General features: G+C 63.1%; 15 protein-coding genes. 9 read left to right on the top strand and 6 right to left on the bottom strand.

The window, feature by feature from the left end; genetic code table 11:
- Positions 1-122 precede the first annotated feature (122 nt).
- Positions 123-1,298, top strand: coding sequence for a 1-deoxy-D-xylulose-5-phosphate reductoisomerase (gene dxr, locus MKZ91_RS14570; protein ID WP_336171656.1), 1,176 nt, complete (start codon positions 123-125; stop codon positions 1,296-1,298).
- A gap of 300 nt (positions 1,299-1,598) precedes the next feature.
- Here the strand turns inward: dxr and hemA are convergent, their stop codons facing one another.
- The 4 genes from hemA to MKZ91_RS14550 all read right to left on the bottom strand — a co-directional run bounded on the left by hemA (position 1,599) and on the right by MKZ91_RS14550 (position 6,869).
- Positions 1,599-2,813 carry a 5-aminolevulinate synthase gene (gene hemA, locus MKZ91_RS14565; RefSeq protein ID WP_336171655.1) on the bottom strand — a complete coding sequence of 405 codons (1,215 nt, stop codon included), beginning with the start codon at positions 2,811-2,813 and terminating at the stop codon, positions 1,599-1,601.
- 326 nt (positions 2,814-3,139) lie between these two features.
- The gene (locus MKZ91_RS14560; RefSeq protein WP_336171653.1) at positions 3,140-3,937 is read right to left on the bottom strand and encodes an FAD binding domain-containing protein; all 798 of its coding nucleotides are present in this window, start codon (positions 3,935-3,937) and stop codon (positions 3,140-3,142) included.
- A 15-nt stretch (positions 3,938-3,952) separates the two neighbouring features.
- Positions 3,953-6,298, bottom strand: a complete 2,346-nt coding sequence (locus MKZ91_RS14555) for a xanthine dehydrogenase family protein molybdopterin-binding subunit (protein ID WP_336171652.1) — start codon at positions 6,296-6,298, stop codon at positions 3,953-3,955.
- Between the two features lie 82 nt (positions 6,299-6,380).
- Complete coding sequence (locus tag MKZ91_RS14550) at positions 6,381-6,869, bottom strand: (2Fe-2S)-binding protein (protein ID WP_336171651.1); 489 nt, start codon at positions 6,867-6,869, stop codon at positions 6,381-6,383.
- Between the two features lie 431 nt (positions 6,870-7,300).
- Here MKZ91_RS14550 and MKZ91_RS14545 point away from each other — a divergent pair, with 431 nt between their 5' ends.
- The 4 genes from MKZ91_RS14545 to MKZ91_RS14530 all read left to right on the top strand — a co-directional run bounded on the left by MKZ91_RS14545 (position 7,301) and on the right by MKZ91_RS14530 (position 15,296).
- Positions 7,301-7,558, top strand: coding sequence for a YMGG-like glycine zipper-containing protein (locus MKZ91_RS14545; protein WP_336171650.1), 258 nt, complete (start codon positions 7,301-7,303; stop codon positions 7,556-7,558).
- 448 nt (positions 7,559-8,006) lie between these two features.
- The gene (locus MKZ91_RS14540) at positions 8,007-9,920 is read left to right on the top strand and encodes an autotransporter assembly complex protein TamA (protein ID WP_336171649.1); all 1,914 of its coding nucleotides are present in this window, start codon (positions 8,007-8,009) and stop codon (positions 9,918-9,920) included.
- 103 nt (positions 9,921-10,023) lie between these two features.
- The gene (locus tag MKZ91_RS14535; RefSeq protein WP_336171648.1) at positions 10,024-14,199 is read left to right on the top strand and encodes a translocation/assembly module TamB domain-containing protein; all 4,176 of its coding nucleotides are present in this window, start codon (positions 10,024-10,026) and stop codon (positions 14,197-14,199) included.
- Positions 14,200-14,504: 305 nt separating this feature from the next.
- The gene (locus MKZ91_RS14530; RefSeq protein ID WP_442892283.1) at positions 14,505-15,296 is read left to right on the top strand and encodes an APH(3') family aminoglycoside O-phosphotransferase; all 792 of its coding nucleotides are present in this window, start codon (positions 14,505-14,507) and stop codon (positions 15,294-15,296) included.
- A 16-nt stretch (positions 15,297-15,312) separates the two neighbouring features.
- On the opposite strand, the gene MKZ91_RS14525 is transcribed toward MKZ91_RS14530, so the two are convergent.
- Entirely contained in the window at positions 15,313-15,795 is a 483-nt protein-coding gene (locus tag MKZ91_RS14525; RefSeq protein ID WP_336171647.1) for a VOC family protein, read from the bottom strand.
- 111 nt (positions 15,796-15,906) lie between these two features.
- Positions 15,907-16,341, bottom strand: coding sequence for an Lrp/AsnC family transcriptional regulator (locus MKZ91_RS14520; protein WP_336171644.1), 435 nt, complete (start codon positions 16,339-16,341; stop codon positions 15,907-15,909).
- Between the two features lie 155 nt (positions 16,342-16,496).
- Here MKZ91_RS14520 and rocF point away from each other — a divergent pair, with 155 nt between their 5' ends.
- The 4 genes from rocF to MKZ91_RS14500 all read left to right on the top strand — a co-directional run bounded on the left by rocF (position 16,497) and on the right by MKZ91_RS14500 (position 21,637).
- The gene (gene rocF / locus MKZ91_RS14515) at positions 16,497-17,420 is read left to right on the top strand and encodes an arginase (RefSeq protein ID WP_336171643.1); all 924 of its coding nucleotides are present in this window, start codon (positions 16,497-16,499) and stop codon (positions 17,418-17,420) included.
- A 23-nt stretch (positions 17,421-17,443) separates the two neighbouring features.
- Positions 17,444-18,649: an ornithine--oxo-acid transaminase gene (gene rocD / locus MKZ91_RS14510; protein ID WP_336171642.1), complete on the top strand. Its 1,206-nt coding sequence runs from the start codon at positions 17,444-17,446 to the stop codon at positions 18,647-18,649.
- A 287-nt stretch (positions 18,650-18,936) separates the two neighbouring features.
- Positions 18,937-19,416 (top strand): chemotaxis protein CheW, encoded by a 480-nt coding sequence (locus MKZ91_RS14505; protein WP_034803080.1) that lies wholly within the window; start codon positions 18,937-18,939, stop codon positions 19,414-19,416.
- A 436-nt stretch (positions 19,417-19,852) separates the two neighbouring features.
- On the top strand, positions 19,853-21,637 hold the full coding sequence (locus MKZ91_RS14500) for a methyl-accepting chemotaxis protein (protein WP_336171641.1): 1,785 nt from the start codon (positions 19,853-19,855) through the stop codon (positions 21,635-21,637).
- The last annotated feature ends 62 nt before the right edge of the window (positions 21,638-21,699 follow it).

Genomic DNA, 21,699 nt, shown 5'->3' with positions numbered 1-21,699 from the left:
TTTCGCCTGTAGAGCCTAGCGCACAACATAAAAACTCGGATCGATCCTTAAGCAGATCATGCGCCACGTCCGCGACGAAAGCCGCCGCCTGCGCGTCCGATAAAAAGAACATGGGTATTGGCATGGCATCCCGCGACAATGCGAAACGCCGACTGACGATCCTCGGCTCGACCGGCTCGATCGGCACCAACACGCTCGATGTCATCGAGCGCCTGGGTGGCCGCGAGCAGTTCGAGGTGGTCGCCGTCACCGGCAATGGCAACATTCCGCTGCTCGCCGAACAGGCGGTGAAGGTCGGCGCCGAACTCGCCGTGACCGCCAACGACAGCCAGTATGAAAGCCTGAAGGCAGCCCTTGCCGGCACCGGCATAGAGGTTGCCGCCGGCAAAAGCGGCCTCGTCGAAGCGGCCGAACGCGACGCCGACTGGGTGATGGCGGCGATCGTCGGCAATGCCGGCCTGGCACCCACACTTGCCGCCGCCCGCCGCGGCGCCGATATCGCGCTTGCCAACAAGGAGTGCCTCGTTTCCGCCGGCAGCCTGTTCATCGATGCGGTGAAGCAAGGCGGCGGCCGGTTGCTGCCCGTCGACAGCGAGCACAACGCCATCTTCCAGGTGCTGGAGGAACACCAGCGCCACGCGGTCGAGCGCATCATCCTCACCGCTTCCGGCGGCCCCTTCCGCACCAAGTCGCTCGAAGAAATGCGTCACGTGACGGCCGACGTGGCACGCGCCCATCCCAACTGGTCGATGGGGCTCAAAATCTCGATCGACAGCGCCTCGATGTTCAACAAGGCACTGGAGATGATCGAGGCGAAGCATCTTTTTGCCCTCAGACCTGAGCAGGTCGAGGTGATCGTGCATCCGCAATCGGTGATCCACTCGATGGTCGGCTATACCGATGGATCGGTGCTGGCCCAGCTCGGCTGCCCGGACATGCGCACCGCCATCGGCTATGCGCTTGCCTATCCGAGCCGCTGCAGCCTGCCGATCGAGCGGCTCGATTTCGCCAAGCTGTCGCGTCTCGATTTCGAAGCGCCGGACGAAGTGCGCTTCCCGGCGATCCGGCTGGCGCGTCGTGCCATGGTCGAGGGCGGCGTGCAGGGTGCCGTCCTCAACGGCGCCAAGGAAACGGCGCTCGACGCCTTCATCGCCGGACGGACCGGCTTCCTCGCCATGGCCGAGATCGTCGAAAAGGTCATGGACAAGCTCGCCGACCTGCCCGCCGCCACGACGATGGACGACGTCTTCGCCGCCGACGAAAAAGCCCGGCAACTGGCAGCTAGGCTGCTTCAGTAGTTGAGTTATCTGGGCGCTTCGCCTCTCGGTGAGGGAAAACGCCCTTCATGCGCGCGGTGAGGTGCCCCCTCATCCGGCTGCCGGGACCTTCTCCCCGCACGCGGGGCGAAGGGATATAGCCGCACCGGCGCTTATCCACCGCTAGCGTTCCGGGTTTCGGCTTCCCAGCATTAGGGCGAGACAGCGTTTCGGCTTGGGCGGACACGCGGTCCTCGTCCCCTCTCCCCGCAAGCGCGGAGAGGGTTAGTCCTCGGGTTCAACCCGAGGAGAGGGGCAGACCTCTAAAGGATAATTCGACGCTTACGCGACCGCGCGAGCCAGCGCGCAACGCGACCACAGCGAATGCAGCGCACCGACGAGGTGGTCGATGTCGGCATCCGAATGCAGCGGAGTCGGGGTGATGCGCAGCCGCTCGGTCTTTTTCGGCACCGTCGGATAGTTGATCGGCTGCACGTAGACGCCGAAATGGTCGAGCAGCAGGTCGGAGATCCACTTGCACTTGGCAGCGTCGCCGACCATGACCGGCACGATATGGCTTGGGTTGGGCATGTGCGGAATGCCACGCTGATCGAGCAGCGAGCGCAGACGGCGCACGCGCTCCTGATGCGCGAAACGTTCGACCTGGCTTTCCTTCAGGTGACGGATCGAGGCAAGCGCACCGGCCGCAAGCGTCGGCGGCAGCGCCGTCGTGAAGATGAAGCCGGAAGCAAACGACCGGATAAAGTCGCAAAGTGCGGCCGAGCCGGTGATATAGCCGCCCATGACGCCGAAGGCTTTGCCGAGCGTGCCTTCGATCACCGTCAGGCGGTGCATCAGGCCTTCGCGTTCGGCAATGCCGCCGCCACGCGCGCCGTACATGCCGACCGCATGCACTTCGTCGAGATAGGTCATGGCGCCGTACTTGTCGGCGAGGTCGCAGAATTCCTTGATCGGCGCAATGTCGCCGTCCATCGAGTAGACGGACTCAAACGCAATGATCTTCGGCGCGCGCGGGTCGGCTGCCGCGAGCTTGGCCTCGAGGTCAGCGACCGAATTGTGCTTGAAGATGACGCGTTCGCACTTGGAGTGACGGATCCCCTCGATCATCGAAGCGTGATTCCCGGCGTCCGAGAAGACGATGACGCCAGGAATCTTCGAACAGAGCGTTCCAAGCGCGGCCCAGTTGGATACGTAACCCGAGGTGAACAGCAGCGCCGATTCCTTGCCATGCAGGTCCGCGAGCTCGCGCTCAAGCAGGACGTGGTAGTGGTTGGTACCGGAAATGTTGCGAGTGCCGCCGGCGCCGGCACCGCATTCGTCGATGGCGCGCTTCATCGCTTCGGTGACAACAGGGTGCTGGCCCATGCCGAGATAGTCGTTCGAACACCAGACGGTGACTTCCTGGACGCCGTCAGCCGTGTGGCGCGCTGCCTTCGGGAAGCTGCCGCGATGACGGGCGAGGTCTGCGAAAACCCGATAGCGGCCTTCCTGATGCAGCCCGTCCAACTCGGTTTTAAAGAAATTCTCGAAATCCATCATTTTCTCCAGTGCCCGGCCGCTTTTCTTCAATCAAAGCGACCTGGGGTCAACCCCGGAATGCCCCGCGTCCGCCATCTGCGGCAAAAGGCCTCTAAAGCGCCGTACGCCTGAAGAGCGCACGGGAGAACTCTAGCATTTCCGGCCCACAGCAACTTCCCCGCATTCACTGAAAGCATTTCAACACGGGACGCGGTAGTTTTGAAACATTCCAAAGAAAGCCCTAGCGCATGTTCATCCCTGCAAGCTTGATCGAAGTCAAGCAAGGATGAAAAAAGGACGGCCGAAACCGTCCTTTTTTGAGGTTCGGAGGACGTCGAGGCCGCTCAAGCGGCTGCCACGGCGCGTTTGGCCATGACCTTCACCAGATTGGCGCGATAGGCAGAGTCCGCATGGATGTCGGAAAGCAGTTCCGAGGCATCGACGCTGACATTGCCGAGCGCGTCGGGCGACCAATTGGCAATGAGCGCCGCCTCCATGTCGCCATGGCGGAAGACGCCGTTCGAGCCTGCGCCGGTCACGGCGACCCGTACGTCACCATCGTCCCGTCGGGTGACAAAGACCCCGGTCATCGCATAACGCGAGGCCGGGTTGGCGAACTTCTGATAGGCGGCCTTGGCCGGCGCATCGAAGCGGATGGCGGTGATGATCTCGCTGCCTTCCAGCGCCGTGTCGAACAGACCGGTGAAGAAGTCGTCGGCGGCGATCTCGCGCTGGTTGGTCACGATCGTTGCAGCGAGCGCCAGCATCGCTGCCGGATAGTCCGCCGCCGGGTCGTTGTTGGCGATCGAACCACCGATGGTGCCCATATGCCGCACATGCGGATCGCCGATATGGCTGGCGAGGTGGCAGATGGCGGGACAGACGGCCCCGAGCGCCGCCGACGACGCCACCTCAAAGTGGGTGGTCGCCGCTCCGATATGCACCGACCGGCCATTGACCGAAACGCCCTGCATCTCGGCGATATGGCGCAGATCGATCAGGTCGCTCGGCGCGGCCAGTCGCTGCTTCATCGTCGGGATCAACGTCATGCCACCGGAGACATATTTGCCTTCGCCGGCCGCTTCCATCTTGCTGACGGCATCCTGAACGGAGGATGCCCTGTAATATTGGGTCTCGTACATGAGATGTCCTCCCGTTCACTTGGCCGCGTGCGCTGCCGCCCACACCTTTTGCGGTGTCGCCGGCATGGTAAGCGCGTTGTTGCCGATGGCGTCGGTGATCGCATTGATCAGCGCCGGCGGCGAGCCGATGGCGCCCGCCTCGCCGCAGCCCTTGATACCCAAGGGATTGTTCGGGCACGGCGTGTTCGAGGTCGAGACCTGGAACGACGGCAGATCGTCGGCGCGCGGCATGGCGTAATCCATGTAGCTCGCCGTCAGAAGCTGGCCCGACGCGTCATAGTGCACGCCTTCGAGCAGCGCCTGGCCGATCCCTTGCGCGATGCCGCCATGCACCTGTCCCTCGACGATCATCGGATTGATGATGTTGCCGAAGTCGTCGGCAGCCACGAACTGGACGATCTTGGTCCGCCCAGTATCGGGATCCACCTCCACTTCGCAGATGTAGCAACCGGCCGGGAAGGTGAAGTTGGCCGGGTCGTAGAAGGCCCCTTCCTTCAGCCCCGGCTCCATGCCGGCGGGCAGGTTGTGGGCGGTATAGGCGGCAAGCGCCATCTGGAACCAGGGCACCGCCTTGTCGGTGCCGGCGACCTTCAGCTCGCCATTCTCGATGACGATGTCGCTTTCATCGGCCTCCATCAGATGCGCGGCGATCTTCTTCGCCTTGGCCTCGACCTTGTCGAGCGCCTTTACGACGGCCGACATGCCGACAGCACCCGAGCGCGAGCCATAGGTGCCCATGCCCATCTGCACCTTGTCGGTATCGCCGTGCACGATGTTGACGCTGTCGAGCGGCACGCCGAAGCGATCGGCGACAAGCTGGGCGAAGGTCGTCTCGTGGCCCTGGCCGTGGCTGTGCGAACCGGTCAAAACCTCGATCGTGCCGACGGCATTGACCCGCACCTCGGCCGATTCCCAAAGACCGACGCCGGCGCCGAGCGAACCGACCGCTGCCGACGGCGCGATGCCGCAGGCCTCGATGTAGCAGCTCATGCCGATGCCGCGTTTCATGCCGCGACGCTCCGCTTCCGCCTTGCGGGCGGCAAAGCCATTCCAGTCTGCCGCCTGCATCGCCGCATTCAGCGACGCCTCGTAGTCGCCGGCGTCATAGTTCATGATCACGGGTGTCTGGTGCGGGAAGGAGCGGATGAAGTTGACCCGCCTGAGTTCAGCGGGTGAAACGCCGAGTTCGCGCGCCGCAGTCTCCATCGTGCGTTCAAGCAGGTATGTCGCCTCCGGCCGCCCGGCTCCGCGATAGGCATCGACCGGCGCCGTGTTGGTGTAGACGGTGCGCACATTGGCGTGGATCGCCGGGATGTCGTACTGGCCCGAAAGCAGCGTCGCATAGAGATAGGTCGGCACCGCCGAGGAGAAGAGCGACATGTAGGCGCCGAGATTGGCGATCGTGTCGACCTTGAGCCCGATGATGCGATTGTTGGCATCGAACGCCATCTTCACCGTCGACACATGGTCGCGGCCATGGGCATCGGTCAAGAACGCCTCGGTGCGATCAGAGGTCCATTTGACCGGCACGCCGGTGCGCTTGGACGCCCAGAGACAGACGATCTCTTCGGGATAGATGTAGATCTTCGAGCCGAAACCGCCGCCAACATCGGGCGCGATCACCCGCAGCTTGTTTTCCGGCGCCACGTTGTAGAAGGCGCTCATTACCAGGCGCGCGACATGCGGGTTCTGGCTGGTGGTGTAGCAGGTATAGTGATCGTCACCGGCGTCGTAGATGCCGAGTGCGGCGCGGGGCTCCATCGGATTGGGCGACAGACGGTTGTTCTGGATGGTGACTTCGGTGACATGCGTTGCCGCGGCGATCGCCTTGTCGGTCGCCGCCTCGTCGCCGATCTGCCAGTCGAAGATCAGATTGTTAGGCGCCTCCGGATGAAGCTGCGGCTGTCCCGGCTGAAGCGCCTTCGACGCATCGATCACCACGGGAAGTTCCTGATAGTCGACAACAACGGCTTCCGCCGCATCGCGCGCCTCCGCCACGCTGTCGGCGACCACTATCGCAACGGCGTCGCCGACATAGCGCACGGTCTCATGCGCGAGCGGCCGCCAGGCGCCCATCTTCATCGGCGAGCCGTCCTTGGAATGGATCATCCAGCCGCAGATCAGGTTGCCGATGCCATCGGCAAGCAACTGCTTGCCGTCGAGCACACCGATCACACCGGGCATCGACTTGGCGGCCGACGCGTCGATCTTGACGATCTTGGCATGCGCATGCGGGCTGCGCACGAACACCGCAAACTTCATCCCCGGCACGGACATATCGTCCGTATAGCGGCCCTTGCCGGTCAGGAACCGCTTGTCTTCCTTGCGCGCCACCCGCGCGCCAATGCCTTCAACGCCCATTGCCGATCTCCTCCCGAGATATCCAGCGACAGTTCTCCGATGACGTGCCTCGGGCGGCTTTCTCCGCCCGCAAGTCCGGCCGCTACTCTGCGGCCACGCGGGCGCCGCTCATCTCGGCGGCGGCGGCGAGGATCGCCTTGACGATGTTGTGATAGCCGGTGCAACGACAGATATTGCCTTCGAGTTCGGCGCGCACCGTCGCCTCGTCCAATTGCCCTTGGTGCCTGCGGATCATGTCGACCGCCGTCATCACCATGCCGGGCGTGCAGAAGCCGCATTGCAGGCCGTGATTGGCCCGGAACGCCGCCTGCACAGGATGCAGTTCACCGTCGGCCGCCAGCCCTTCGATGGTAGTGATCGTGGAGCCTGCCGCCTGCGCGGCGAGGATGGAACAGCTCTTGACCGATTTGCCGTCCATATGGATGACACAGGCGCCGCACTGCGTGGTATCGCAGCCGACATGTGTGCCGGTCAGTCCGAGATTTTCGCGTATGAATTGCACCAGCAATGTGCGGTCGTCGCAATGACCGCTCACCTGACGGCCGTTGACCGTCATTGTTACTTTCGCCATTTCGCTCCTCCGGGGTCGGTCAATGCCAACACGAGCGCGGTCAAAAAGTCGGGTGAGATTACGTTCACGCGACTAGCTACGCGCCAACTGATATCGATGCCCTTCGCCAAGGACCCACTCCTCCCGGATCGCTGGCTTGTTTGTATCATTTGTCTTTTTTTGGAATGTCGCAACCGCTGACCGCAGCAGGATGACAATATTTTTCCACGCTGGTTGCAGTTTGGGGAACCGGGCCTTCATGTCCCGTTCAGGAACGATATCATTATCTTGGCGCCGGAAAAAAACGACTGGACCCTCTGTAGACTTTCATTGGGGACCGCGTATTTTCCGGTTTGCAAGTTCCGGTGGAGCGCCATGCACGCGGCTCCGCCATCATCCAAGATACGGACTGAGCGACGAGGCTGAGATTCGTACAGATCGGAGAGGACAACATGAAGAAAGCCATCGCACTTGTGCTGGTCGCCCTGTCGGTCGCGAGCTGCACCCAGACGGAAAAAGGCGCCAGCATCGGCGCCGTTTCTGGCGCGATCATCGGTGGCGCAGTCACCGGCGACGTCCGTGGCGCGGCAGTCGGCGCGGCCATCGGCGGCGTTTCGGGCGCAGTCATCGGCAATGTCACAGAGCAGCCGGGCCAGTGCTACTACCGCGACCGCTACGGCCGCCGCTACATCGACGCCTGCCCGCGCTAAGACATAGATCAGCCATCGGCGCGGCCACGCGCCCGCCGATGGAATGGACCGCAGACCCCCTTTCGGCTGGCGCCCTGAGGGGGTTTTCCTTTCCGGTAGTGACGGCAAGAGCGGGTCAGGGCGCCGGTCTCCGTCGCCTCTCGCGCACCGAAATTGCAGGCCTGGCCCAAAAGCGCTCAGCCTTGGCCAGGGCGTTTTCGACCTGCCGGTCGCCCACGAAACGTCGCGGGCGGGCGCGTTGGCGCAGACCATTGAAACCGCCTGTTGTGCTGCTCGGACAACATCTTGAGCGCTTTTTCGACGAAATCGCCCCCGAAATTCGGCTTCGGGGGTGGATGCAGCGCCCTGACATCGTTAACAGATGGAAAACCTTAGGCATGCGATAGTGACCCAGCCGCACATGCAGGCAGTTTGTATTGGGTCGCCTGAAGACGGGATGCGGAAGCGAATGTCCCCACCACGGTCGAGTATTGCGTACTGGAAGGCAGCGACTGCATTCGCAGTTGCCGTCTCGTGCGCGCTCGGCCCGGCTTCCGTCGAAAAGGCTTACGCCTTCAAACTCTTCGGCATGAAATTCTTCGAAAGCGATGAAGAGGAAGCGCCGGTCATCGATCCGGTCAACTACACCCTCACCTTCAACGCCGGCACCGAAGACAAAGAACTGAAGGAAGCGCTGGAGAACAGCTCGCAGCTTGTCCAGGGTCAGGAAAAACCGGTCTCCGGTGACCTTGGCCTGGCAATCCGGGCCCGCGACGATCGCGACCGGCTGCTGGCAGCACTCTATGAGAAGGCCCGTTACGGCGGCACCGTGGCGATCACCATCAACGGCCAGGACATCGACAGCCTGCCGCCGGATCCCGCCTTCCCCGACGGAAAGCCTGTGCCAGTCACCGTCACCGTGACGCCGGGCCCGGTCTTCAAGGTCGGCACGGTGACGTTCGAGGGCGACGCGGCCGGCTTTAACCCCGCCAACTACGACCTGCCGGCTGGCGCGCGCGCCGATTCGACGCTGATCATCAAGGCCGGCGAAAAAGTCGTCGACGACCTGCGCGAGCAGGGCCGGCCGCTCGCCAAGCTGACCGAACGCAGCGCCGTTGCCAACCACGCCACCTCGACCGTCGACATAACCATCGGTGCCAGCGGCGGCCCCATAGCGCCTGTCGGCGAAGTCAGCGTCGAAGGCACGAAGACTGTCGATCCGACGTTCGTGCGCGACTATTCCCGCCTCAACGAGGGCCGGCCCTATTCGCCGCAGGACATTCGAAGGGCGTCCGAACGCTTGCGCCAGCTTGGCGTCTTCTCGAGCGTCACCATCAAGGAAGCAAACGCGCTTTCACCCAACGGAACGATCCCGATGAAGATCGAGGTGTCGGAGGGCAAGCACAAATATTTCGGTTTCGGCGCCCAGGTTTCGACCACCGATGGCCTTGGACTGTCGGGCTATTGGGGTCACCGCAATCTGTTCGGGAGAGCGGAATCTCTGCGCATCGAAGGATCGGTTGACCGCATCGGCGAGACCAACGAAATCGACAAGCTGGACTATTCGCTCGGCATCCTGTTTGCAAAACCTGGCGCTTTCGGTCCCACCTCGACCTTTACCGCCAGCCTCAAGGCCAACATCCAGGACCCGGACGCCTACCGCGCGAAGATCCTGACGGCCGCGGCCGGCGCCACATTCGAACTCTCGGACACTGACACCTTCTCCGGTGGCGGCGAACTGAGCTGGGCCAACATCGACGACGCCTTCGGCTCGAACTCCTATCTGACCGCAGCGATCCCGCTTGAGTATGTGCGCGATACTCGCGACGACAAGCTGAACGCAACGGACGGCTACCGGGCGATGATCAACGCCAAGCCGAGCTACGAGATCAAGGGGCAAACCTTCTTCTCGTCCTTCGAGGCGTCGGCATCGGCCTACCAGGCTCTGGGCGCGGAGAAGCGCTTCGTGCTGGCGGGCAAGATCGGCGCCGGCGTTCTCGTCGGCGGCAGCGGGCTCGAGGACATTCCGGCCAACCGCCGCTTCTACCTCGGCGGTGGCGGTTCTGTGCGCGGCTATTCCTACCAGGAGATCGGCCCGCGCAACGCCGACAATGAAGAGACCGGCGGACGCTCCTATGTCAACGCCTCGCTCGAAGCCCGGATCGCGGTGACCGACACGATCGGCGTCGTGCCCTTCATCGATGTGGGTACGGTATCCGAGAGGACCACGCCCGATTTCTCCGACATTCGCGCCGGCGCCGGTATCGGCCTGCGCTACCAGACCCCCTTCGGCCCGATCCGCCTCGATGTCGCCGTGCCGCTCAACAAGTACCCTGGCGGCACCAAATACGGCATCTATGCCGGTATCGGCCAATCCTTCTGACCGGGGCGACTTGTTCGGCCAGAACCGGCAAATTGCCGTCTTTGGCTGATAGTTTCTCTGTGCGGCGATTCCGCTGCAGCGCAACTTGCGTTATGGGTAGATCATGAATCAGGTCGTCCGCTTCCTTCGCGCGACGCTGCGCTATGGCCTCTATGTGCTTGGCGTGATCGCGGTCGCTGCCCTTCTTCTCGTCGCCTTCGTGGGCTTCACCACATCCGGCGCTCGCTTCGTCGCCTGGGCGATCGAGAAATATGCGGCAACGCCTGATCAGATCGTCCGCATCTCCGATCCCAGCCCGCTGCTGACGGGTGAATTCACGGCAGGAAGCATCACGCTTTTCGATGGTGAGGGGATTTATGCGGAGGTCCGCGACCTCAAGCTGAACTGGTCGCCGGCCGCCCTCCTCTCCTTCCGCTTCGACGCGGCGGCGATTTCCGCAGGGTCGGTTCGCGTAGAGCGCCTGCCGGTGCCCTCGACCGAAACGAAGGAAGTACGCTCGACCTTCGTGCTGCCCGTCGACGTCAAGATCGACGCGATCGATCTCAAGGAAATCGTCATCGGCAAGGCGATCGCAGGTGCGGATCAGTTCCTGACGGCGAACGGCAAGGTGAACGCCACCAACGAGAGCATCGCGCTGACGCTGTCGGCCGCCCAGCGCGACCGGCCGCAAGCGCGCGCCATCGCCGATATCGTCTTCAACCCGGCAGGCAACGAACTCAAGCTCGAAGCCACCGTCGACGAACCGGCGAATGGCGTGCTCGCGAAACTCCTGCGCCTGCCGAACGAGCCCGCGGTCAACATCAAGGTGACTGGCGAAGGGCCGCTCTCCGATTGGGCCGGCACCGCGACGGCAGCACTGGATGGCACCGAGATCCTCAAGCTCGATGGCCGGCACGTGCAGACACCCGACGGCATGCACCGGCTGACCGCCAACGGTGGCGGCGGCTTCGGTTCGCTGATGCCGCCGGCCCTGCGGCCGATGTTCGAGGGACAGACCAGCATCGATGTCGCCGCAGCGTTCAATGGTCAGGGTCTCGTCCGCGTCGACAAGGGACAGGTGAGAACCGGCGCGTTGACGTTTGGCGCCTTCGGCACCTTCGACAGCAGTGGCGACAACAACCTGCAGGCCAGGCTCGCTGGCACCAATGGCGCAATCGACTTCCGCTGGCCGCTGGCAAAGGGTGAAGCGCAGGCGAAGATCAACACCATCAACCTGTCGCTGGTCGGCGATGGCAAAGCGGCCATTCTTGATCTCGCAGCCGACATCGCATCCGTGTCGGTGCCGGAGGCGACGCTGGGAGGCGTCAGGCTTTCGGCTCAGAGCGACGGCTTCAATCTCCAGGCACAGTCCGGACCGCTGAAAGCGAAGATCGAAGTCGGCGAAGCCGGTTTCAACGATGAGAACCTTGCCCGTGTCGTGCAGGCGCCATTAAAGGTGGACGCAACCCTTGCCGTGACAAAAGAGGCGATCGCCTTTGATCCCGTGACGATCGAAAGTCCGAGCGTCGGTGGCTCTGTCAACGGCACCTTCTCCCTCGCCGAAAACACCGTCGCTGCCGCCTTCAAACTGTTTGCAGTTCCCGATGCATTGCCGCAGGCCGCCGCGGCAAAATTCGACGGCACGATCGCCCTTGCGGGCGACCTGAAGACGGCAAGCGGCGGCAGCGTCAGCGTCGAAAACCTCGAGCTCAAGTCAGGCACGATCGAGGCCGCAGGCTCTGTGGCCCTGTCGGACGGCAATCTGACGGCCGATCTCAAGGGCGCGCTGCCCGATCTTGGCAAGCTCTTGGCCGACGCCAAGGGCAAGGCCGACTTCACCGCCGCCGTGACCGGTCCGCTCGCCGAACTCGGCATCAAGGCCGAACTCTCTTCGAGCGGTGCGACGCTCGCTGGCCGCACGCTGAGCGACCTCGTGGTCAAGGCTGACGCCAAGGCCAACCCGTCGAGCCCGCAGGCAAGCCTGAGCGCGACCGGTGCGCTCGACGGCCAGGCGATCGACGTCAAGGCCGACGTCGTGTCGAAGGAGGGCCGCACGTCCGTTCCGGTGCTCGAAGCGAGGATTGGCGAGAACAAGCTGACCGGCGCGATCAATTTCACGCCTGACTTCAAGCCGGATGGCACTGTTGATTTCAACCTGCCCGACCTCGGCCTTCTTGCCGCCATGGCCGGTCAGAAGGCCTCCGGCGACCTTGCAGGTTCGGCCGTGGTCAAGACCGTGAACGGCATCACCTCCGTCGTCGTCAAGGCCGGCGGCAGCGGCATCAAGCGCGACGCCCTGACGATTGCCAAGCCGACGGCGGACATCACCATCTCCGACGTCGCCGCCCTGGCGATCAAGGGCAGCGTACGTGCAGAAACCATAGCGCAAGGGCAAAACCGCGTTTCCGGTCTCGCCGTCGATTTCGTGCAGCAGGCCGGAAAGACCGGCTTTACCGTCGATGGCAGATATGACGGCGGCCCGCTGACGGCCAAGGGCGATCTCACCAGTGCGAAGGGGCGCACGGAAATCCGTCTCGCCTCCTTCGGCGTCACACTCAAGGGCATTGCGCTGAGGCTGGCGCAGCCGACCGTCATCGCCATCGAAAACGGCACGGTCCGCCTCAACGCCCTGACGATCCAGGCATCAAGGGGTACGGTCGCGGTCGATGGTACCGCCGGTGAAAGACTCAACATCACGGCCAGACTCAATGCGCTGCCGGCGACATTGGTCAACGCCTTTGCTCCCAACCTCGGCGCCGAGGGCACGATCAGCGGTACGGTCAACGTCGATGGCTCCGCGTCGGCGCCGGTCGTCGCCTATAACCTGAGATGGTCGGGCGCTTCGCTGGCGGCCGCGCGCACCGCCGGCGTCGCCGCCTTCGACATCGTCGCCAACGGCAGGTTCGCCAACAACCGGGTAACGCTCGACACGACCCTTTCGGGCGCCGGCGGTCTTTCCTTCAAGGGTGGTGGCACTGTCGACATCGGCGGCAACATGCCGATATCGATGAGGTTCAACGGCAACGTGCCCTTCGCGCTCATCGCCAATCTGATGGCGGAGCGAGGCTTCACGCTGACGGGCCAGGCAAACGTCAACGTCACGATTTCCGGTTCGGCCAGGGCGCCTCAGATTGCTGGAACCATTACCACGTCCGGCGGTCGGCTTGTCGACGTGCGCCGGAACCTGGCGCTCAATAACCTGACGGCCAATATCGCGCTCGACGGCCGGCAAGCGACGATATCGAGGCTCTCGGCCAATCTTGCGACCGGCGGTTCGGTCGAAGCGACGGGCACCATCGGCACCGTTCCGGGTTCCGGTTTCCCGGCCAACCTGACGATCCGGCTGAACAACGCCACCTATGTCGACGGCACACTGTTCAACGCCAACCTCGCCGGCGAAATGACGCTGACCGGTCCCCTGGTCGCAACGCCTACGCTCGGCGGCAAGGTGACGATCCGCAGGGCATCAATCACCATTCCCGAGAAGCTGCCGACTTCGCTTTCGGCGATCGACATCAAGCACAAGAATGCGCCGCCCAAAGTCCAGCAGATGGTCAAGGACCTGCGCAGGGACGAGGCGCCAGCCGGCGCCAATGCCAGCGGCGTCATCGCCTTTAACCTCGCAGTCAACGCCCACCAGATCTTCGTGCGCGGCCGCGGCATCGACGCCGAGCTTGGCGGCGACCTGACGATCCGCGGCACCGCCGTGCAGCCGATCATCTCCGGCGGCTTTGAAATGCGTCGCGGGCGCCTCGAAATCCTCGGCAAGCGCCTGACCTTCACCGAAGGCAACATCGGCTTCGGCGGCGACCTGATCCCGACAGTTGATCTCAAGGCGACGTCGAGCGTCGGCGCGACGACGATCACCGTCTCGGTCGCCGGCCTCGCCAACAATCCGCAGATCGGTTTCTCTTCGTCACCGGCGCTGCCGCAGGACGAAATCCTGGCGCAATTGATCTTCAACCGGTCGCTGTCGAACCTCTCGGCCTTCCAGATCGCCCAGCTCGCCTCTGCCGTCAGCCAACTGGCCGGCGGCGGCTCGACGTCGCTGCTCGACGGCCTGCGCAACAAGCTCGGCGTCGACGATCTCGACGTCACCACCGACGAGAAGGGCGGCGCCTCGGTGCGTGCCGGCAAGTACCTGAACGACCGAACCTATATCGAGCTGCAGCAGGGATCCGATTCCGCTTCGAGCAAAGCGGTCATCAATCTCGATGTCGGCAAGGGCGTGAAGCTCAAGGGTTCGGCCGCAGGCGACGGTTCGGCCGCGGGCGGCATCTTCTTCGAAAAGGAATACTGACCGCCTGGGGCGAAAGCCCGTCCTGGCAGCTTGAAGCATTCAGGGCCCGCCGATCAGATCGCGATCCGCGGGCCTTTTTTCAATGGACTGCCCTTTGCCCGTGACCTTCCCTCAGCAGATCGCCCTCGGCGCCCGCAACACCTGAAAGTTCGTGATCGAGATCTGGCCAAGACATGCCGAGATCGGCCCTTGCGCTCGGAATGTCGCAGACGAAAGAGAATGCCCCGTGGAATTGCCAACTGGCCGAACCTACATCGGCACTGGCCCATTTCGCGCCCGTTTCAGTCTTGCTTCAGGTGATTGTCTTGCCTTCCCGAATTCCCCAGATCGAATTGCCAGCGAACATCCAGCCGCTCATTGCCGGCTATCTATGGAGCCACGACAGCCTCGGCCAGTCGGATTCCAGCATCTATCTGCTGAGGGATAAAGATCGCCCGATGCTGGTGCTGAAGATCGAGACAGCCAATCCGTTTGCCGAGTTGCCGGACGAAGCCGCGCGACTTGACTGGCTGGGGTCGCAAGGTGTGCCCTGCCCACGCGTCCTCGCCCGCACCTTCACGGCGGAAACCAACTGGCTGGTCCTGCAGGCTGTCGATGGGATCGACCTGGTATCCACCACGCTCTCGCCCGCCGATCGGATCTCGGTTCTGGCCGGAGCCCTGAAACATCTGCATGCGCTGGATGCCGCCGACTGCCCCTTCGACCACCGCATCGACAAGCGCATCGTGATCGCCGAGGCGCGCACCCAAGCGGGCATTATCGACGAGAGCGACTTCGACGACGCCCGGCTGGGCCAATCGGCGGCAGCGCTCTTCCTCGAACTCCAAGCCCGCGTTCCGGGAGGGCATAAGCTTGTCGTCACCCATGGGGACGCATGCCTGCCAAACATCGTCGAGAAGGATGGCCGCTTCGCCGGCTTCATCGATTGCAGCCGGCTGGGCGTCGCCGATCCCTACCAGGACATCGCCCTTGCCTGCCGGAGCATCGCCTTCAATCTCGGCGAAGAATGGGTTCAGCCGTTTCTGAAGCTCTACGGCATCGATTGGGATGACCGGGAAAGGCGGGACTTCTACTGCCTGCTCGATGAATTCTTCTGAAGGGGCCCGCAACGCCTCAGGCGGCGTTGCGGGCCTCGATGCTCAGATCGACGATGTCAGCGTCCTCGATGGCGTTGAAGAGTGCCCAGATATGGCCGAAGGGATCGATGAAGGCGCCGACGCGATCACCTGTTGATAGCGTTTCGGCCGCGTTGCGCAGGCTTGCCCCGGCGCCGAGCGCCCGGCCGATGACCCGATCGACATCGCGCACATGCAGTTCCAGGATCACCGCCGTCGTGCCGAGCGCATGCGGCGACCGCGGTCCACCGAGCTTGGGCTCGGCGTCGCGGCGTGGATTGGCCCCGGCAATGCGGAAGACCGATTCGCCAATCCTGAGGTCGGCACTCGTCAGGATGCCGCTCGGCCATTCATGCCGCTGCATGAGCTCAGCGCCGAGCGCTTCGACGTAGAAGGCGATGGCACGATCCTCGTCGCCATGCCTGACGAACAGCTTCACACAGATCTGCCGATCGGCAAGCCTGCCGCTATTGGCAACCATGACATCCTCCATCTTGGGTGAGGCCGACATCATAGCGAATGATGAGAACAAATCAAGAACAATTAGGCTTCGAAGGGCATTTCCTCCCCGCTTCGGCACGGTCCCTGCCCCCTAGAACGCGCCGGTCATCTTGCTCGTCTTAAGAAGAATGTTCGTCTCCGTGACGGTGATCCCGTCGATCAGGCGGATGCGCCGCAAGGTCTCGTCGAAGGAAACGAGGTCGCGGTCCTCGAGTTCGGCAATGAAGTCCCAGCGGCCGTTGGTGCTGTGCAACGCTCTCACCTGTGGCAGACCGCGCAATTGCTCGGCGACGCGATCAGCCATCTTGCCGTGCACCTCGATCATGACCACTGCCCGTACGCCTGAGGCTGGGATCTCCGCGCCAGTGCGGATGGTGAAGGCGGCGATCGTACCGTTGGCCACCAACCTGTCGATACGGGCGGCGACGGTCGCGCGCGACACGCCTGTGATTTCCGATAGCGTTGAAACGGGGATGCGCGCATTCTGGCGCAAGGCGCTGATCAGCGCCTGATCGAGATCGTCCATTGGCTGTCACTTTGTAATAACGCACTTAGCAATCTGTCGATTTTATCTCACTAATCGGCAGTTTTCCATCTTTTTGCTGACACGCATTTTGGCCATAATCCGCGCGATCCCAACCGGGAGCACACGGAATTATCTTGAGAAGGAATCGGGCGGACATGACGACCATCACGCTGATCGGCGCACCCATCGAGGAAGGTTCTGGACGACGCGGCGCGGCCATGGGGCCGACGGCGCTGCGCATCGCCGGTATCGATACGGTCTTGCGCGACCTCGGCCACACGGTTCACGACGACGGCGACGTCAAGCCGCTGCCAGCCCGCGACCTTGCCAACCACCCGGGCGCCAACAACCTGCAGATCGTGGGCGCCTTCGCCCGCGCGCTGCATGATTCGGTGCACGACACGGTTCGCAAGGGCCACTTCCCGATCATCCTCGGCGGCGACCACGCGCTCTCCATGGGCAGCGTCTCCGGCATGGCCCGTTACGCCGCCGAAGTCGGCCGCCCGCTCTTCGTGCTCTGGCTCGATGCGCATGCCGATTTCAACTCGCCGTCGACCTCGCCGTCCGGCAACATGCACGGCATGCCGGTCGCCTATTTCTGCGGCCAGGCCGAATTCGCGCCGATCCTGCCGTCCGACCGTCCGCTCGTCGATCCGACGAAGGTCTTCCAGGTTGGCATCCGTTCCGTCGACGATCGCGAGCGCGAAGAGATTTCTGAACATGGCGTGCGCGTCTATGACATGCGCGCCGTCGACGAGCTCGGCATGGCCCACATCATGCGCCAGATCCTCGAAGAGGTCCGCGCCGTCAACGGCCTGCTGCATGTCAGCCTTGACGTCGATTTCATGGACCCGGAACTGGCACCCGGCGTCGGCACCACCGTGCCCGGCGGCGCCACGTTCCGCGAAGCGCACCTGATCATGGAAATGCTCTGGGAAAGCGGGCTCGTTTCCTCGCTCGACGTCGTCGAGCTCAACCCTTTCCTCGATGATCGCGGCAAGAGCGCGCGTATCCTGGTCGAACTGACGGCGAGCCTCTTCGGCCGTCGCGTACTCGACCGGCCGACCCGCAGCGCCTGAGAAGAAACAACGGAGGACGATTTATGAACACGACGGCAGCCCTGATCGAAACCGAATACCGGCTCGGCGCCCACAACTACAAGCCGCTCGACGTGGTGCTTTCGCGCGGCGAAGGCGTCTATGTCTGGGACATGGAAGGCAATCGTTACCTCGATTGCCTCTCGGCCTACTCGGCCGTCAACCAGGGCCATTGTCATCCGAAGATCCTGAAGGCGATGATGGAGCAGGCGCAGAAGCTGACGCTCACCTCGCGCGCCTTCCGCAACGACCAGCTGGCGCATTTCTACGAAGAGATCGCGGCGCTCACCGGCTCGCACAAGGTGCTGCCGATGAACTCGGGCGCCGAGGCGGTCGAAACGGCCGTCAAGGCGGTACGAAAGTGGGGTTACGAGGTCAAGGGCGTGGCCGAGAACAAGGCCGAGATCATTGTCTGCTCCAACAATTTCCATGGCCGCACCATGGGCATCGTCGGTTTCTCGACTGACCCGGACGCCCGCGCCGGCTTCGGTCCCTTCGCACCGGGCTTCACGGTCGTGCCCTTCGGCGACATTGACGCCTTCCGGGCAGCGATCAACGAAAACACCGTCGCCTTCCTGGTCGAGCCGATCCAGGGTGAAGCCGGCGTCATCGTTCCTCCGGTCGGTTACTTCTCGACCGTTCGCGAGCTCTGCACCAAGCACGGCATCACGCTGATCCTCGACGAGATCCAGACCGGCCTTGGCCGCACCGGCAAGCTGCTCGCCGAAGAGCACGAGGCGATCGAAGCCGACGTGACGCTGATCGGCAAGGCGCTGTCCGGCGGCTTCTATCCGGTCTCTGCCGTCCTTTCCAATTCGGAAGTTCTCGGCGTGCTCAAGCCCGGCCAGCACGGCTCCACCTTCGGCGGCAACCCGCTTGCCTGCGCCATTGCCCGCGCGGCGCTGAAGGCGCTGACCGAGGAAGGCATGATCGAGAACTCGGCTCAGATGGGTGCGCGCTTCCAGAAGGGCCTCACCGACATCCGCTCCAACATCATCAAGGACGTGCGTGGCCGCGGCCTGATGCTGGCGGTGGAGCTGGTGCCGGAAGCCGGCGGCGCCCGCAAGTATTGCGAAGCGCTGAAGGAGCGCGGCATCCTCGCCAAGGACACCCATGGCGACACGATCCGCATCGCGCCGCCGCTCGTCATTACCGCCGAGCAGGTGGACTGGGCGGTCGAGCAGTTCGCCGCGGTCCTCGCCTCCGCCTGACCCGACTTTCGATCCGCCCCGAACATCGTTAGGGGCGGATCTTTCGTAAGCGCTTGCAAAAGCAAGTCTTAACGAATCCCAGCCTATAGTGCCTTCCCAAAGCGCAAAGCGGTTCCTCCGCGCATGATGCAGCTGCGCCCCGCCGGATGTGATCGGCGGACTGTAAGGATTTCTTCCCGACGGATCTTCGACCGCGCTCCCCATGCGACGGCAACCGAACGGAGATGTCTCGAGTATGGCGGTGTCGCGCCCATGAGGCGTCGACCGGAAAGCTGGAAGGACCTTCGATGACAAGCACACTCAGGACGGCCGGTTTCGACGGCGAGACGCTGGAGATCATTGCGTTCCGTCTCCACGACCAGGAATTCTGCGTCAAGACGACGACGATCCGCGAAATCCGCGGCTGGGCGCCCTCCACCCCGATCCCCCACTCGCCGCCGGAAGTGATCGGCGTGATGAACCTGCGCGGCACGGTGATCCCGATCATCGACCTTGCCCACAAGCTCGGCATGAAATCGACCACGGCCAATGAACGCAGCGCCATCGTTGTCGCCGAGGTGCACAACATGGTGATCGGCCTCGTCGTCGACCGCGTCTCCGACATCCTCACGGTTCAGGGCAGCCAGGTGCAGCCGGTACCGGAAGTGACCGCCTCCTTCGACAAGAGCTTCGCCGAAGGCATCATCGCCAACGAAACCGGCATGATCTGCTTCCTCAACCTGGCGCGCATGTTCAAGGAGCGCGAGGTCGAAGAACTGGCCGCCTAAGCGATCCGACAATCCCAGACGACCTTCATGGACCGTCCTGCACACAGCGGGGCGGTTCTTCGTTTTTGATGCCCTCGACTCACCGTTTTTCGACCACCTGAAATAAAGAATTACCTAATTCAACCCAGATACGGCCTGTGAGTTTTTACAACTGAAATTTGATAGTTGCTATTTTAACACCCGCTTAATAGTCCTGTTACTAACCTAGATTGCATAAAACACGGCGCCTTGGGCATGAAGCCCGGTAGTTCGAACACTCCCCACGAAGCAAGAAACCGCTGACCCGGAAGGGCCGGCGCAGGACGGACCAGACATTTTTCGGCAAACCGGCATTTGTCTTCGTCCAGGGAGTTTGCGCCGCTTTGGCCCCGCAAGCCCTGTCGACGGCACGCACAAACACCGGTTCGGACCAAACCAACGAGATCAGAGGGTTACCATGTTCGCTCTCGGCAAAATCGCGGATGCAAACCAGATCATCGCCGCGCTTTCGAAATCACAGGCCATCATCCAGTTCGACCTGACCGGCAAAATCTTGACCGCCAACGAGAATTTCTGCCAGGCTGTCGCTTACAGTCTTGCCGAGATCGTCGGCCAGCACCACCGCATCTTCTGTCCCGCCGACTATGCCCAGACGCAGGAATACCGCGACTTCTGGGCCCGCCTCGGCCGCGGCGAATTCGATGCCAACGCCTATAAGCGCATCGCCAAGGGCGGGCGCGAAATCTGGATCCAGGCGAGCTACAACCCGGTGTTCCGCGGCGGCAAGCCCTACAAGGTGGTGAAATTCGCAAGCGACATCACCGCCGCCAAGATCAAGGCGACAGAGGACGCCGGCAAACTGGACGCCATCTCCCGCTCGCAGGCGGTGATCGAGTTCACGCCAACGGGTGAGATCCTGACGGCGAACGAGAATTTCTGCGGCGCCCTTGGCTACAGCCTTCAGGAAATCCAGGGCAAGCACCACAGCATGTTCTGTGAACCGACCTATGCCAAAAGCGCCGAATATGCCGATTTCTGGAAGCGCCTTGCCGCCGGCGAGTTCTTCTCCAACGAGTTCGTGCGCTACGGCAAGGGTGGCAAGGAGATCTGGATCCAGGCCGCCTACAATCCGATCCGCGACTTCAGCGGCAAGGTCTACAAGGTGGTCAAGTTCGCCACCGACGTTAGCGAACGCATGGGAGCCATCAACAGCCTCGGGGCGGGCCTGCGAGCCCTTGCTGAAGGTGACTTGACGCGGAACCTGGATACGCCCTTCGTGCCGAGCATGGAGACGGTGAGAACCGACTTCAACGGCGCGACTGCCAAGCTGCGGGAGGCGATGCGAACCGTCGGTGAAAATGCCAACGCCATCGCATCCGGTGCTCGCGAGATCCGCTCGGCGGCCGACGACCTGTCGAAGCGCACGGAACAGCAGGCAGCTTCGGTCGAGGAAACCGCAGCCGCGCTCGACGAGATCACCGCCACAGTTTCCGACTCCAGTCGGCGGGCCGAGGAGGCTGGCGGTCTGGTGGCCAAGACCAAGGCCGGCGCCGAGCGCTCCGGCAACGTCGTCAAGAGTGCCATTGGCGCCATGGACCAGATCGAACAATCCTCGCGGGAAATCTCCAATATCATCGGTGTCATCGACGATATCGCCTTCCAGACGAACCTCCTGGCGCTCAACGCCGGCGTCGAGGCGGCCCGCGCCGGCGAGGCGGGCAAGGGATTTGCCGTCGTAGCCCAGGAAGTACGCGAACTGGCGCAACGCTCGGCAAGCGCCGCCAAGGATATCAAGGCGCTGATCAGCACCTCGACCGAGCATGTCAAGAACGGCGTGTCTCTGGTCGGGCAGACGGGTGCTGCCCTCGAAGAGATCCTGATCCAGGTCCAGGAGATCAACTCGAACGTGTCCGCGATCGTTGAAGCCGCACGCGAGCAATCGACCGGCCTCAAGGAGATCAACCAGGCGGTCAACTCGATGGACCAGGCGACCCAGCAGAATGCTGCGATGGTGGAAGAAAGCACTGCGGCCAGCCACACCATGGCCCGCGAGGCCGAAGCACTGCACGAATTGCTCAGCCAGTTCCGCTACGGCGAGCAAGCCCACGTGATCGACGCGAGCCGCCATTTCGACGACCGTGCGCAGCCCGCCCGGCTGCAGGCAACCGCCCGCGCCATGCGCGGCGGTGGGCGAACGATGGCCGCCACGGCACCCGCCGCAGACGGCTGGCAGAATTTCTGAGCGCACATCCCTGCACCCCGCGCTCGGAAATGGGGAAGGCGGCGACCGGTAGCCGCCTTCCC

The organism is Ensifer sp. MJa1, from assembly GCF_037026475.1.
GTDB lineage: Bacteria > Pseudomonadota > Alphaproteobacteria > Rhizobiales > Rhizobiaceae > Ensifer.
Note: the sequence above shows the minus strand (reverse complement) of the source record. Positions and strands in the feature narration are given on the sequence as shown.